At 71.7% G+C, this 13,659-nt stretch carries 12 protein-coding genes; 8 read left to right on the forward strand and 4 right to left on the reverse strand.

Annotated features, from left to right (window positions below; translation table 11 throughout):
- The first annotated feature begins 258 nt into the window (after window positions 1–258).
- Window positions 259–1,506 (forward strand): Nramp family divalent metal transporter, encoded by a 1,248-nt coding sequence (locus tag BUE45_RS06620; RefSeq protein WP_073376360.1) that lies wholly within the window; start codon window positions 259–261, stop codon window positions 1,504–1,506.
- A 42-nt stretch (window positions 1,507–1,548) separates the two neighbouring features.
- Here BUE45_RS06620 and BUE45_RS06625 read toward each other — a convergent pair whose 3' ends face one another.
- The 3 genes from BUE45_RS06625 to BUE45_RS06635 all read right to left on the reverse strand — a co-directional run bounded on the left by BUE45_RS06625 (window position 1,549) and on the right by BUE45_RS06635 (window position 3,524).
- Window positions 1,549–1,863 (reverse strand): AzlD domain-containing protein, encoded by a 315-nt coding sequence (locus tag BUE45_RS06625; RefSeq protein WP_073376363.1) that lies wholly within the window; start codon window positions 1,861–1,863, stop codon window positions 1,549–1,551.
- Window positions 1,860–2,582 (reverse strand): AzlC family ABC transporter permease, encoded by a 723-nt coding sequence (locus BUE45_RS06630; protein WP_073376366.1) that lies wholly within the window; start codon window positions 2,580–2,582, stop codon window positions 1,860–1,862. Before BUE45_RS06630 ends, BUE45_RS06625 begins: the two co-directional genes overlap by 4 nt.
- A 90-nt stretch (window positions 2,583–2,672) precedes the next feature.
- Entirely contained in the window at window positions 2,673–3,524 is an 852-nt protein-coding gene (locus BUE45_RS06635; protein WP_073376505.1) for a helix-turn-helix transcriptional regulator, read from the reverse strand.
- A gap of 62 nt (window positions 3,525–3,586) precedes the next feature.
- Between BUE45_RS06635 and BUE45_RS06640 the strand changes: the two genes are divergently transcribed.
- From BUE45_RS06640 to BUE45_RS06650, 3 genes are all read left to right on the forward strand, one after another.
- Window positions 3,587–4,024, forward strand: a complete 438-nt coding sequence (locus BUE45_RS06640) for a GNAT family N-acetyltransferase (RefSeq protein WP_073376370.1) — start codon at window positions 3,587–3,589, stop codon at window positions 4,022–4,024.
- A gap of 143 nt (window positions 4,025–4,167) precedes the next feature.
- The gene (locus BUE45_RS06645) at window positions 4,168–4,833 is read left to right on the forward strand and encodes a PaaI family thioesterase (protein ID WP_073376373.1); all 666 of its coding nucleotides are present in this window, start codon (window positions 4,168–4,170) and stop codon (window positions 4,831–4,833) included.
- Between the two features lie 230 nt (window positions 4,834–5,063).
- Entirely contained in the window at window positions 5,064–5,357 is a 294-nt protein-coding gene (locus BUE45_RS06650) for a chorismate mutase (RefSeq protein ID WP_073376376.1), read from the forward strand.
- A gap of 6 nt (window positions 5,358–5,363) precedes the next feature.
- Here BUE45_RS06650 and BUE45_RS06655 read toward each other — a convergent pair whose 3' ends face one another.
- Window positions 5,364–6,596, reverse strand: a complete 1,233-nt coding sequence (locus BUE45_RS06655; RefSeq protein ID WP_073376379.1) for an endonuclease/exonuclease/phosphatase family protein — start codon at window positions 6,594–6,596, stop codon at window positions 5,364–5,366.
- Window positions 6,597–6,663: 67 nt separating this feature from the next.
- On the opposite strand from BUE45_RS06655, the gene BUE45_RS31170 reads away from it, so the two are divergent.
- The 4 genes from BUE45_RS31170 to BUE45_RS31175 all read left to right on the forward strand — a co-directional run.
- Window positions 6,664–7,509, forward strand: a complete 846-nt coding sequence (locus BUE45_RS31170; RefSeq protein WP_084736985.1) for a hypothetical protein — start codon at window positions 6,664–6,666, stop codon at window positions 7,507–7,509.
- Window positions 7,510–7,621: 112 nt separating this feature from the next.
- Window positions 7,622–8,980: an HNH endonuclease signature motif containing protein gene (locus tag BUE45_RS06665; RefSeq protein WP_073376382.1), complete on the forward strand. Its 1,359-nt coding sequence runs from the start codon at window positions 7,622–7,624 to the stop codon at window positions 8,978–8,980.
- Window positions 8,981–9,101: 121 nt separating this feature from the next.
- On the forward strand, window positions 9,102–12,665 hold the full coding sequence (gene dnaE / locus BUE45_RS06670) for a DNA polymerase III subunit alpha (RefSeq protein ID WP_073376384.1): 3,564 nt from the start codon (window positions 9,102–9,104) through the stop codon (window positions 12,663–12,665).
- Window positions 12,666–12,797: 132 nt separating this feature from the next.
- A protein-coding gene (locus tag BUE45_RS31175) for an IS5 family transposase (RefSeq protein ID WP_218619507.1) occupies window positions 12,798–13,659 on the forward strand; the annotation gives its coding sequence in 2 pieces (ribosomal slippage) (window positions 12,798–13,188 and window positions 13,188–13,659; 863 coding nt annotated over the 2 pieces). This gene is flagged as partial in the annotation.

Consider the following 13,659-nt stretch of genomic DNA (forward strand, 5'->3'; position numbering starts at 1 on the left):
GGTCCCTTCCATCGTCGCAAGGTCCACGCGGTGCGCCCGGGATCGGCCGGGCACCCTCCACCGACCTTTCCAGGACCCGCGAAGCCGGGTCAAGGAGCACCCCGCGCGCCTGTGGACAACCGGCCCCGAACCGCCCCTGTGATCCGGGTCATAGAGATTGCGCTACGGAACGATCACAGAAGGCATTGTCGTCTTCACGGACGGTCTGTCCGGTTCTAGAGTTCGGCGGATTCACCGACTCCATCGGAAGGGACCCAGGTGGCCGCCACCGAACAACGCAAGGCGACATGGAAGCAGATCGGGCCCGGCATCGTCGTCGCGGCCACCGGCGTCGGCGCCGGAGACCTGGTGGCCACCCTGATCGCGGGCAACCTCTTCGGCTACACCCTGCTGTGGGCCACCATCGTGGGCTGCATCGTCAAGATCTCCCTGGCCGAGGCCACCGGCCGCTGGCACCTGGCCACCGGCCGCACCATCTTCGACGGCTGGACCAGCCTGGGCCGCTGGACCTGGGCGTACTTCGGCATCTACGTCGTCATCTGGGGCTTCGTCTACGGCGCCAGCGCCATGTCCGCCTCCGCCCTGCCCCTGGCCGCCCTCTTCCCGCAGGTCCCCTTCAACGCCTGGGCGATCCTCGCGGGCCTCTCCGGCCTGGCCATCGTCTGGTTCAACCGGTACGCCGTCTTCGAGAAGATCATGATGGTCTTCATCGGCGTCATGTTCGTCATCGTCGTGGGCCTGGCCGTCTACGTCGCACCCAACATCGGCGAGGCCCTCGCCGGCCTGGTGCCGCTGCTGCCCGCCGGCTCCCTCTTCTACACGCTGGGCCTCATCGGCGGCGTCGGCGGCACCATCACCATGGCCGCCTACGGGTACTGGGTCAACGCCAAGGGCTGGCGCGACTCCGGCTGGATGCGCATGATGCGCGTCGACAACCGCGTCGCGTACATCACCACCGGCATCTTCGTCATCGCCATGCTCATCGTCGGCGCCGAACTCCTCTACAACTCCGGCATCGCGCTGTCCTCCGGAGACCAGGGGCTGCTCGACCTCGGCGACGTCCTGCGCGAGCGCTTCGGCGGCTTCGTCGCCACGCTCTTCCTCGTCGGGTTCTTCTGCGCCGCCTACTCCTCGATCATCGGCGTCTGGCACGGCGTCAGCCTGCTCTTCGCCGACTTCGTCGACCACGTGCGCGGCCGGACCGGCACGGACCCCGCGGCCACCGAGAAGAGCCTGCCCTTCCGGGCGTACATGCTGTGGCTCACCTTCCCGCCCATGCTGCTCCTGCTGCTGGGCCGCCCCGTGCAGCTCATCATCGCCTACGGCGTCCTCGGCTCCTTCTTCATGCCGTTCCTCGCCTTCACCCTGATGTGGCTGCTCAACTCCTCCCGCACCCCGGCCGAGTGGCGCAACGGGTGGATCTCCAACACCGGCCTGGCCATCGCCGGCGGCCTGTTCCTGGTGCTGTGCGGCTACGAGCTCTACGGCGTCGTCACCGGGGGGTGACACCGGCGCGGGGGCGGCCCCGAGGCCGCCCCCGCACCGCGCTCACAGCCCCAGCGCCCGCAGCCCCGCGGTCACCGCCGCCGCGGCGACCACCACGACCAGGAACGGGGCGCGCAGCACCAGCGCCGCCACCGCCGCGGCCACCCCGCCCATCCGCGCGGTGTCCCAGGCCAGCGCCTGGCCCTCGCCCCGCAGCGCCTCCACCGCGATCAGCGCCGCCAGCAGCGCCAGCGGCACCGCCGTCGCGAACCGCCGCAGCCACACGTTGTCCAGCAGGCGCCGCGGCGCCGCCAGCCCGGCGAACTTGAGCAGGTAGCACCCGGCCGCCGTGGCGACCAGCACGATCCACAGCGTCACGAGCGCACCCCCTCGCCGTCCGCCTCGGCGGACGCGCCGTCCCCGGAGGCGTCCCGCGCCGGACCCCGCACCGGCATCTCCGGCCCCACCAGGGCGATCAGCGCCGCCGAGGCCGCCAGCAGCACCGGGACGCCCGGCGGCAGCAGCGGCGTGGCCGCCAGTGCCAGCCCCGCCCCCAGCCCCGCGATCAGCCAGGTGCGGGCACCGCCCTCGCGCAGCCGCGGCCACAGCAGCGCCAGGAAGATCGCCGGGCCCACCGAGTCCAGCCCCAGCGCCCCGATGTCGCTCACCCGCTCGGTGGCCAGCGCCCCCACCAGCGTCGTCAGCACCCACGACGACCCCAGCACCGCGTAGGTCGTCGTGAACGCCAGCCGGGCCGACGGGCGGTCCGGCTGGGCCAGCGCCACCGCCGTCGTCTCGTCGATGACCCCGTGCGCGGCCACGGCCCGCCGGAGCCCGCCCCGCCAGCCCAGCACGTCGGCGAGCCGCAGGCCGTACAAGGTGTTGCGGGCTCCCAGCAGCAGCGCCCCCAGCGCCCCCGCGACGAGGCTGCCGCCGCCGGCGACCACGCCGATCAGCGCGAACTGGGACGCGCCGGTGAACATGAACGCGCTGGTGAACACGGCCTGGGCCGGCGACAGGCCGGCGGCCACGGCGGCGGTGCCGAACGCCAGGCCGGCGGCGCCCACGGCGACGCCGATCCCGAGGCTGTCACGCACCGCGGAAGAACGGAGAAGGGATATGGCTTTCACGTCCACCCACGCTAGGAGCCCCGGCCGCCACCCGTCTTGTACGTTCTTGCGCCCGCCTCAGCCCCCGGCCAGCGCCCTGCGGTAGGCCCCCGGCGGCACCCCCAGGTGGCGGCGGAAGTGCCGGCTCAGGTGCGCCTGGTCGGTGAACCCCACCTCCGCGGCCACCTCCGCGGGCGCCCGCCCGGCCGCCAGCAGCCCCCGGGCGCGGTCCACCCGCAACTGGTTGAGGTACGCGTGCGGCGGCAACCCGTAGGCCGCCGAGAACGCCCGCGACAGCGCGAAGGGCCCCAGTCCCACCGCCTCCGCCAGCTCCTCCAGCGTCGGAGGTCCGGCCAGCCGGGACGCCAGCACCTCCCGGGCCAGGGCCGCCTGCGGGCGCGCCGCCGCCGCGCGCGCCTGCGGCGGGCGCTCCCGGCCGTGCGTGCGCAGCAGCGCCGCGATGCCCCGCCGCACCAGCGACGACGACCCCAGCGGGTCGCCCCGCTCGGCCGCCACGTGCGCCGCGTGCAGCAGCCGGGACGCCTCGGGGGCGTGGATGCCCGACTCCGTGAACGCCGGGGTACCCCGCAGCCCCAGCTCCCGGGCGATCCCGGCCACCCGCTCCGGCTCCGGGTAGAACACCCGGTACGTCCAGCCCTCGGGGACCCCCGCGTGCCCGGTGTGCACCTCGTCCGGGCCGACCACCGCCAACCCGCCCGGACCCACCCGGGAGGTGCCGCCCGGATGCGCGTACTCCTCGACCCCGCCCGTGATGATCCCGAACGTGTACGTGGGATGCGTGTGCCGGGTGAAGTGCGTGGTGACGAACCGCGCGGTGAGCATCTCGGTGTCCGGCAGCCCGGAGAAACGCCAGTAGCGCGCACGTTCGGTGCGCGGGTCGTCGACGGCGGGGTGGACCGCGGCGGGCATGCCCATACGCCCAGGTTAACGTCGGTTCCACCCGCACGCCCGTTCGGTAATACCCTGCGGGCATGACCACGACCGAGATCAGGCAGGCGCGCGGCGACCAGGACCGCGCCGCAGTGTTCGTCATCCGCGGCGCCGTCTTCGTCGCCGAGCAGAAGGTGCCCGTCGACGAGGAGTGGGACGGGCGCGACCCCGACGCCCTCCAGCTCATCGCCCTCGTCGACGACGTCCCCGCGGGCACCGTCCGCGTGGTCGAGCAGGACGGGGGCTCGGGGCTGCTCGGCCGCATGGCCGTGCTGCCCGAGCGCCGCGGCACCGGCCTGGGCGCCGCCCTGGTGCGGGCCGCCGAGGGCCTCGCGCGCGAGCGCGGCCTCACCTCGATGGAACTGCACGCCCAGACCCACGCCCTGGGCTTCTACGAGCGGCTCGGCTACACCGCGCACGGGGAGGAGTTCCTCGACGCCGGCATCCCGCACCGGCACATGGTCCGCGACCTGCGCTGACACCCCCGCGGGTGCTCCCCGTCTCCCTTCGGTGTGACGGGGAGCGCACGCCCGGCCGCCCGGCCTCCGGAACACCACCGAGTAGGATTCGGTTTCGGTTGACGCCCCACCACCAGCGCACACACCGATCCGACGAGGAACACATGACGGTCAACACGCAGCCGGCCACCGAACGCCCCGACCCCCGGGCCTTCGGGCTCCCCGTGGTCGAACAGGACGACATCCCCGCCGAACTGCGCGCCCTCGTCGGCCGCGTCCACGACCTCATCGGCGCCGTCGCCAACACCACCGAGACCGACCCCCGCACCCTCGCCGAGGCCGCCGCGGCCGTCGAAGGGGTCACCGAACGCCTGGGCCGCGCCCCCCGCCGCCAGATCGGCACCATGGTCCGCCGCGATCTCCCCGGCGGCGCCAGCGAATTCGGCACCATCAGCAACATCGTCGCCGGGGACACCAACCCCGCCGCCCCGCCCCTGTCCCTGGTCCCCACCGCCGAGGGCGTGCGCGGCGAGGTCACCCTCGACACCGTCTACCAGGGCCCGCCCGGACTGGTCCACGGCGGCTGGATCGCCGCCCTCCTCGACCAGGCCGTCGGCACCGCCTCCTCCCTGGCCACCTCGCCCGGCCTCACCGCCAGGCTCGAAATCGACTACCGCAGCCCCACGCCGCTCTTCAACCCGCTGGAGATCACCGCCGAGGTCGAGCGCACCGAGCGCCGCAAGGTCTACGTCAACGGCCGCATCCGGGTCAACGGCGAGATCACCGCCCAGGCCCGCGCCCTCATGGTGCGCGTCCCCTTCCCCGAGTAGGGGGCGGCGCGTGCGCCCCGCCGCACGCGCTACGATCGGGCGCATGACCCACCGCCATCACGCGTTCAGCGAGCCGACGCCCCCGTCGGCCGCCCACGCGTAGGCGGAGAACGGGAACGTCGGCAACAGAGCACTCGGGCCTCGCGGCCCCGGTGCTCTTTCGCTTTCCAGGCGGCCGACGCCCCCGCACGGGACCCGTACGGCCGCACCCACCGCGACCGGAGGCCACCGTGCACGACCCGACCACCACCGCCGAGATCGCCCGCCTGCGCGAACGCATCGACGCCGTCGACACCCGCCTGGCCGAACTCCTCGAACAGCGCGCCCTGCTCGCCGCCCGCGTCCAGCGCCTCAAGCCCGTCGGCTACTTCGCCGGACGCGACGCCGACCGCGAACACGGCCTCGTCCGGCGCATGGCCGAACACGCGCCCCGCCTGGGCGCCGACCGGCTCGCCGCCATCATGGACCGCGTCATCACCGCGGGCCTGTCCGCCGCCCGGGAGGAGGCCGACCGCGGCCGGTGACCCCCGTCAGGAGGACACGTCCACCCACACCAGGCGGTGGTCGGACGCGGGGAACGGACGGCCCCCGCCGGTGAGCCGCACCAGCGGATCGTCCGGAGCGGGCCAGAACACCCCCCGCCCGCCCACCGCCAGGTCCCGCGACGGCAGCACGTAGTCCACCCGCAGGTGCCCCGGCGGGGTGTCCTCCACGAACCCCTCCCCGTGCCCGGGGGCGCCCACCGCGCTCCCGGCACGGCCCCGCCCGCCCTGGGAGTGGGGGAGCGGGTCCACCACCCGCGGGTGGTCCAGCAGGCGCTCCACCGCGCCCGGCAGCGACGCCCCCCGCCGCCGGTCCGCGTTGAGGTCTCCGGCCACCACGAACGGCACCCCCTCCGCCAGCCCGCCCGCCACCCCGGCGTCGTCCCGGATGTAGCCGTCCGCACCCGGCGTCAGGTAGTCCGCCCAGAACCGGATCTCGTCATGGTTGCGCAGCACGTTGCGGCCCTCGGGGCCGTCGAACGCCGGCGGTGTCGGATGCGACGCCAGCAGGTGCACCGGCCGCCCCCACCCCGTGTCCACCGGCACGTCCCAGTGGCTCTTGGACGACAGCCGCGCCGCCGCCCGCGCCCGCGGCGACAGGAACGGCTCCCCGCTCCCCGGGTCCACGGGCTCCAGCGCACCCGGCATCGCCGACCGCCGCAGCAGCCGGAACGTGCGCGCCCGTACCGCGTCCAGCGGGTACCGGGAGAACACCGCCATCCCGTACTGGCCGGGGAACTGCCCGAACCCGAACGCGTCCCCCGCGTAGGCGTCGCTCCCCGGCTCGGACACCACCCGGCCGTCGCCGTTCAGGTCCTCCCCCGACGCCACACCCGTGTTCACCGGCGCCGAGAACACGTACGGGAACTCCAGCCCCCGCGCCCCGTTCCACCCGCGCCCCAGGTACCCGCGGGCGAACAGCTCCGCCGCGCGGCCCGACGGGTCGTGGTCGAACTCGTTCACCAGCAGCACGTCCGGCCGCACCCGCTGCACCGTCTCCGCCACCGCGCGCGCCTTATCCCACCCCCCGGACGCCAGCGCCGACAGCATCGCCCCCGGCCGCCGCCGCGACAGGGCCGTGTTGAAGGTCGCGAACCGCACCGAGCCTTCCGGGACCGGCGGCGGCACGGACGGCGACACCGCCACGGCGGGCGGCACCGCCCGCGCGTCCTCGGCGGCCAGGACCAGGGTGGCCGTCGAGGCCGGAAGCGGTGAGGTCACCGGCCCATGATCGCGCCCGCCGGTAAAACCCTTGCGGCGGGTACCCGCCTTCGCTTTCCTGAAAGGCATGCCCGAACCCAACCTGCCCTTCCGCTGGGACGTCGAGAACGACCGCCTCGGCACCCTCACAGAACACGCGGACCCGGACCGGTCCCACGTGGACGACCTCACCGCATGCGCCGCCAAGGTCCTGGCCCGCGGCGGCGACCGCGACCTCTACTTCGTCGGCAGGTCCCCCGACAGCGTGCACGACCTGCTCCGCGGCATCCTGGCCGACACCCCGCACCGCGACCGCCTCCACCGGCTCCCGCTGTCCCTGTTCGGCAGGGACGGCGACGCCCTCACCGCCGCCGAACGCGCCCAGTTGCGCGCCAACCTCACCGCCCAGGGCATCACCCCCGCCCGGATCGCCGGCGGCGGCCGGGCCGCCGTCTTCTGCGACCTCGTCGCCGCGGGCTCCACCTTCGAGAACCTGCACCGCGAACTCCGCGCCTGGAGCGCGGACGACCGCACCGACTGGAACCGCGTCCGCGCACGGCTCCGCTACCTGGGGATCGTCGCGCGCGGCAAGACCAGCCCCAACACCTGGCGCTGGCAGCAGCACGCCCCCTGGGTCGGGGACCTGTCGCCGCGCGCGGTGCGCAACGTGTCGGTACCCGGATGGCTGTGGAGCCTGCTGGGCGACCACCAGCCCAAGACGGAGCCGTCGTTTCGCCGCGACCGCTGGGCCGACCCCGAGGTGACCCGCCCCCGCCGCGACGACCGCACCCGTGCCGCCCTCTCCCTGGCACGGGCCCTCTACGAACAGGGCCGCACCCCCCGCGTCCGCGCCGCCTTCCACACGGCCCTCACCGCCGAACCCGCCTTCCGCGACCCCTGGCTGCGCACCCTCGCCCACGACATCCGCCCCTGACCCCGTCCGGCGGAACACAGGGGGACGCACCCCGAGCAGCCGACCCGAGCCCACGGAAAACAGGGGCTGTGGAAAACCGAAAAAGCAGGGCCGGGAAAACTACCGTGAAAACATGACGGATCACGAGGAGAAGACCCTCCCGCCGGACGGGCGAACCCCGCTCGGCACCGCACTGCGCGACGCCGTCGACGCCGTCGAACACGCCCTGCGACGCCCCGGGGACGACGCCGCGGTCCTGGACGCCCTCACCCTCGTCCACCGGCATGTGGACGCCCTCCAGCACCGGGCGCTCACCGCCCTGGCGAGGGTGCACGCCAACGGCAACCTCCTGGACATCGGCGGCCAGCGCACCATGGCCGCCTGGATGACCCACGCCTACGGCATCCCCGCCCGCCGTGCCAAGGACATGGAACTCCTCGCCGAACAACTCCACCATCGGCGGCTACCGCAGACCGCACGGTCCCTGACCGACGGAGAACTCTCCCTGGGCGAGGCCATCGCCATCGCCAAGCAGGCCGACAAGGCCGCGGCCACCCACGCGGAACACCCCCGCCACGATGCCGGTGACGACGACACGACCACCCGAAACGACATATGCGCGACTGTGGAGGCCGCCATCCTCCGAGCCAAGGCCGACAGCGGGGTCATCTCCGTGGCCCGCATCCACCGGCTCGGCGGCCGGATCCTCGCCTCCCTCACCCCCGACCACCTCGAGAACGACCACGCGTGGGCGCAGGCCGGCCGCGGTGCACGCCTCACCACCCGTGACGCCGGCACCTTCCATTTCGAAGCCTGGGGGCCCGTCGCCGACGCCTCCCGGCTCCTCGCCTGCCTGGACTCCTACACGCCGCCCCCGTCCGCTGACGCCGCGGTTCCCGGCGACACCAAGGCCGAGCGCACCTATGAGGCGTTCGCCACCGCGATGGGCGTCGCCCACTCCCACCACACCTGTGCCGGAATCGATACCCCTGTCGTGCACCTGGACGTCCTGGTCCCCGACACCGTCCTCGCCGGGAACACCACCGCCGGGGCCGCCGTCACCGATACCGGCCGCGTACTTCCCGTCTCCGTCCTGCGCGAATGGCTCACCCGGTCCGCGATCCGCCCCCTCTTCGTCAACGAGGACGGTGTCGTCGCGCACGTCGGAGAGCGCCGCCGCCTGGCCTCCTCCGCGCTGCGCGCGGCAGCGTTCAAGGGCCACAGCGGATGCGCCTGGAAAGGGGGTTGCGACCGACCCCTGCGCTCATGCCAGGCCGACCACATCGTGGAGTTCTTCCAGGGCGGACCCACCCGTGCGGACAACCTGCAACCGCTCTGCTCCATGCACAACCGGCTCAAGCACCGCAGGGCGCTGGCACGCGACCGGCACAGGTACTGGGCCGGGCGCACCTCACCCGCGCACCGGAACACGCGCGGCCCGGAACCGGTCCCGCCCGCCGCACCCGAGCGCTCCGAGGACGCCTTCTCCTGATCCCGTTCCCGGCCGCGGCGGCCCGTCCACAGCACGACCGTGCGGGCCCCGATCGTCGTGGGAAAAGCGTAGGCTCAGGAGTCACCACCCGTCCGCCTACCCGCCTGGGGGCACCTGCGTCATGGCCGACTCCTTCGTCCACCTGCATGTCCACACCGAGTACTCGATGCTCGACGGTGCGGCCAAGCTCAAGCCCCTCTTCAAAGAAGCGGGGAGACTGGGCATGCCTGCGGTCGCCATGACCGACCACGGCAACATGTTCGGGGCGTACGAGTTCTATCAGCAGTCCAAGGGGTCGGGCGTCACGCCGATCATCGGCATCGAGGCCTACGTCGCGCCAGAGTCGCGCTTCCACAAGAAGCGGGTGTTCTGGGGGCGGGCCAGCGGATCCGACGACGCCTCCGCCGAGGGTGGCAAGGACATCTCCGGTGGCGGCCGCTACCTGCACATGACCATGCTGGCGCGCAACGCCACCGGTTTGCGCAACCTCTTCAAGATGTCCTCGCTGGCCTCCGTCGAGGGCTACTACATGAAGCCCCGCATGGACCTGGACCTGATGTCCGAGAACAGCGAGGGCATCATCGTCTCCACCGGCTGCCCCTCCGGCGGTGTGCAGACCCGCCTGCGCCTAGGCCAGGAGAAGGAGGCGATCGAGTACGCCGCCGGGCTCCAGGACATCTTCGGCAAGGAGAACGTCTTCCTGGAGCTGATGGACCACGGCGTGCCCATCGAGAAGGAGGTCCGGGACGGCCTGCTCAAGGTCGGCCGGGAACTCAAGATCCCGCCGCTGGTCACCAACGACTCCCACTACGTGTACGAGTCCCAGGCCGACGCCCACGACGCCCTCCTCGCCGTCGGTGTGGGCAAGAACCTGGACGACCCCACCCGCTTCAGGTTCAACGGCTCCGGTTACTACCTCAAGACCGCCGACGAGATGCGCGGACTGCTCACCTTCGACCAGTGGGAGGAGGGCTGCAAGAACACCCTCCTGATCGCCGAGCGGGTCGAGCCCGGTGCTTACGACGAGGTCTTCGCCCACCGCGACCTCATGCCGGTCTTCCCGGTCCCGGAAGGGGAGACCCAGTCCTCCTGGCTCGCCAAGGAGGTCGAGCGGCTGCTCCCCACCCGCTACCCGAACGGCGCCGGCGCCGACGTCCGGGAGCGAGTCGAGTTCGAGCTCGGCATCATCAACACGATGGGCTTCCCCGCCTACTTCCTCGTGGTCGCCGACATCTGCCAGTACGCGCGCAAGACCGGAATCGCCCTGGGCCCGGGGCGCGGTTCCGCCGCGGGGTCGATGATCGCCTACGTCCTGGGAATCACCGACCTCGACCCCCTGGAGCACGGACTGCTCTTCGAGCGATTCCTCAACCCCGAGCGCGTGTCCATGCCCGATGTCGACCTCGACTTCGACGAGCGCCGCCGCGGTGAGATGATCGAGTACGTCACCCGACTGTACGGATCCGAGCGTGTCGCCCAGATCCTCACCTTCGGCACCATCAAGGCCAAGGCCGCGGTGAAGGACTCCACCCGCATCCTGGGCATGCCCTACTCGGTGGGCGACCAGATCACCAAGGCGTTCCCGGCCGCAGTCGGCGGCAAGGAGATCCCGCTGGACGCCGTGTTCAACACCGAGCACGAGCGCTACGCCGAGACCACCGAGCTGCGCAACCTGGTCGACAACGATCCCCAGGTCGCCAAAGTCATGGAGACCGCTCGCGGTATCGAGGGTCTGACCCGAGGTACCGGTGTGCACGCCGCCGGCGTCATCCTGTCCAAGGAACCCCTGCTCGACGTCATTCCGCTGCACATGCGCGACGCCGACGGGGCCATCATCACCGGCTTCCCCTACCCTCAGTGCGAGGAGATGGGGCTGCTCAAGATGGACTTCCTCGGCCTGCGCAACCTCACGATCATGGACGACGCGGTCAAGTCCATCAAGGAGGCGGAGGGGATCGACATCGACCTCTCCAAGCTCCCCCTCGACGACAAGAAGACGTACCAACTGCTCCAGCGCGGCGACACCCTGGGCGTGTTCCAGCTGGACGGCGGTGCCATGCGCAACCTCCTCAAGCGGATGCAGCCGAAGAAGTTCGGCGACATCGCAGCGGTCAACGCCCTGTACCGCCCCGGCCCCATGGCCGCCAACGCGCACAACGACTACGCCGACCGGTCGAACGGGCGCCAGGACATCACCGCTATCCACCCGGAGCTCAAGGACGCTCTGGACCCGATCCTGGGGGAGACCTTCCACCTGATCGTGTACCAGGAGCAGATCATGGCGATCGCCCAGCAGCTCGCCGGGTACACCCTGGGCGGCGCGGACCTGATGCGCCGCGCGATGGGCAAGAAGAAGAAGGAGGCCCTGGAGGCGGAGGAGGCCAAGTTCTTCCCCGGTGCGATGGAGCGCGGCTTCTCGGAGGAGGCCATCCGGACGCTGTGGGACGTCATGCTCCCGTTCTCCGGCTACGCGTTCAACAAGTCGCACGCCGCCGGGTACGCGCTGGTCTCCTACTGGACCGCCTACCTCAAGGCCAACCACCCCGCCGCGTACATGGCCGCGCTGCTGACCTCGGTCAGTGATGACAAGGACAAGATGGCGGTCTACCTGGCCGAGTGCCGCTCCCAGGGCATCAAGGTCCTGCCGCCCGACGTCAACGAGTCCGGTCTGCGCTTCACCCCCGTCGGCAAGGACATCCGCTTCGGCATGGGCGCGGTCCGCAACGTCGGTGCCAACGTCGTCAATTCGATCATCAAGAGCCGTACCGAGAAGGGAAACTACACCTCCTTCACGGACTTCTTGTCCAAAATCGAACTGGCCGCCTGTAACAAGCGGGTCATCGAGTCCCTGGTCAAGTCGGGTGCCTTCGACTCGCTGGGCCAGCCCCGTCGCGAGCTGTACCGTCACCACGAGATCGCCGTCGACGGCATGATCAGCTCCAAGAAGCAGGAGGCGCACGGCCAGTTCGACCTGTTCGGCGGGGCGGACGAGGGGGGCGACTCCACCCCCATCGGCCTCAACATCAACTGGGGCGACGAGGAGTGGGACCGCAAGACCAAGCTGGCCTTCGAGCGCGAGATGCTGGGCCTCTACGTGTCCAGCCACCCGCTCGCCGGGGCCGAGCGGGTTCTGGCCCGCTCCCGGGACACCTCCATCGCCCAGATCGTGGCCGGCGAGATGGGCCGCGAGCGCAACGAGCTGCGCATCGCGGGACTGATCTCCAAAGTGGAGAAGCGGGTGAACAAGGCGGGAAACCAGTGGGCGATCGCCACCGTGGAGGACCTGGACGCCTCCATGGAGGTGCTGTTCTTCCCCAAGACGTTCCCGCTGTACGTGGACGCCCTCATCGAGGACACCGCGGTCACGGTCAAGGGCCGCCTCAACGACCGGGACGGCACCTGGTCGATGTTCGCCTCGGACATGTCGATTCTGGACATCTCCCACATCACCGAGGGCGAACCGCCGGTCCTGCTCACCGTCGACGAGCAGCGGCTCACCCGTGAGCTGGTCGAGGAGCTGCGCCAGGTGCTGAGCTCCCACAAGGGAGACACTCCGGTGCGCATCCGGGTGGACAACCCGGTCCGCTCCAAGGTCTTCGCGGTGGACCGCTACTCGGTGCGGATCTCCCCGGAGTTCAACGGCGAGATGAAGAGCCTGCTGGGGGCGTACGCGGTGGACTACTAGGGCCTGTTTGGGAATCTTCGTGTAAGCGGATGAAAGCACCAAAGCAGTAACAGCGGGCATGTCGCCCAGCACATGAGCGAAGCCTCCGGTAGACGGGTCAACGACCAAGAAGACAAGTCCGCCGGAGGCTTCGTGCCGACCCTACCCGGCTCCGGGCGCGGTGACCTCACCGACGCCCAGTGGGCCCTGCTCCAACCGTTGCTGCCGGCCCCGGCGAGAGGGCGCCCGCCCCTGCGCTGCAAACGCACTCTGGTCAACGGCATCCGCTGGCGGGTGCGGGCCGGCGCTCCCTGGCGCGACCTGCCCGAACGCTACGGCCCCTGGCAGACGGTCTACGCCCTGTTCCGCCGCTGGAGCCTGGACGGCACCTGGGCGCAGATCCTGGCCTCTTTGCAGTCGATCGCCGACGCGGCGGGCCTGATCCCCTGGCAGGTCAACGTCGACTCCACCATCGTGCGCGCCCACCAGCACGCCGCCGGGGCCCTGAAAAAGGGGAAGGGCAAGATCACGAAACGGACGAGCCCGCCGACCACGCCCTGGGGCGCTCACGCGGTGGGTGGACCACCAAGATCCACCTGGCCTGCGAGCAGGGTCAAAAGCCCCTGGCAGTAGTGATCACCGCCGGGCAGCGGGGGGACGCCCCGCAGTTCGAACCGGTCATGGACCGCGTCCGCGTCGCGGGGCGGGGCCGGTCGGGGCCGGCGCGCACCCGCCCGGTGCGGGTGCGCGCCGATAAGGCCTACAGCTCGAAGGGGATCCGTTCCTACCTGCGCAGACGCAAGATCAAAGCGACGATTCCCGAGCCTCGGGACCGGGTGCGCAACCGCAAACGCAAGGGGCGGCGCGGGGGGCGCCCGCCGGGCTTGGACAAGGCCGATTATCGGGCCCGGCACGCGGTGGAGTGCGGGATCAACCGGCTCAAACGCAACCGGGCGGTGGCCACGCGCTATGACAAGCTCGCCCTTCGCTACGAGGCCACCGTCCAGATCGCTGC

This window comes from Nocardiopsis flavescens (genome assembly GCF_900141985.1).
Lineage (GTDB): Bacteria > Actinomycetota > Actinomycetes > Streptosporangiales > Streptosporangiaceae > Nocardiopsis > Nocardiopsis flavescens.

Coding starts and splice junctions, on each gene's coding strand:
- BUE45_RS06635 (WP_073376505.1), bottom strand. CDS start 3,524: ATGCCCGCCGCGGTCCACCCCGCCGTCGACGACCCGCGCACCGAACGT.
- BUE45_RS31170 (WP_084736985.1), top strand. CDS start 6,664: ATGCCCGAACCCAACCTGCCCTTCCGCTGGGACGTCGAGAACGACCGC.
- BUE45_RS06665 (WP_073376382.1), top strand. CDS start 7,622: ATGACGGATCACGAGGAGAAGACCCTCCCGCCGGACGGGCGAACCCCG.
- BUE45_RS06645 (WP_073376373.1), top strand. CDS start 4,168: ATGACGGTCAACACGCAGCCGGCCACCGAACGCCCCGACCCCCGGGCC.
- BUE45_RS06640 (WP_073376370.1), top strand. CDS start 3,587: ATGACCACGACCGAGATCAGGCAGGCGCGCGGCGACCAGGACCGCGCC.
- dnaE (WP_073376384.1), top strand. CDS start 9,102: ATGGCCGACTCCTTCGTCCACCTGCATGTCCACACCGAGTACTCGATG.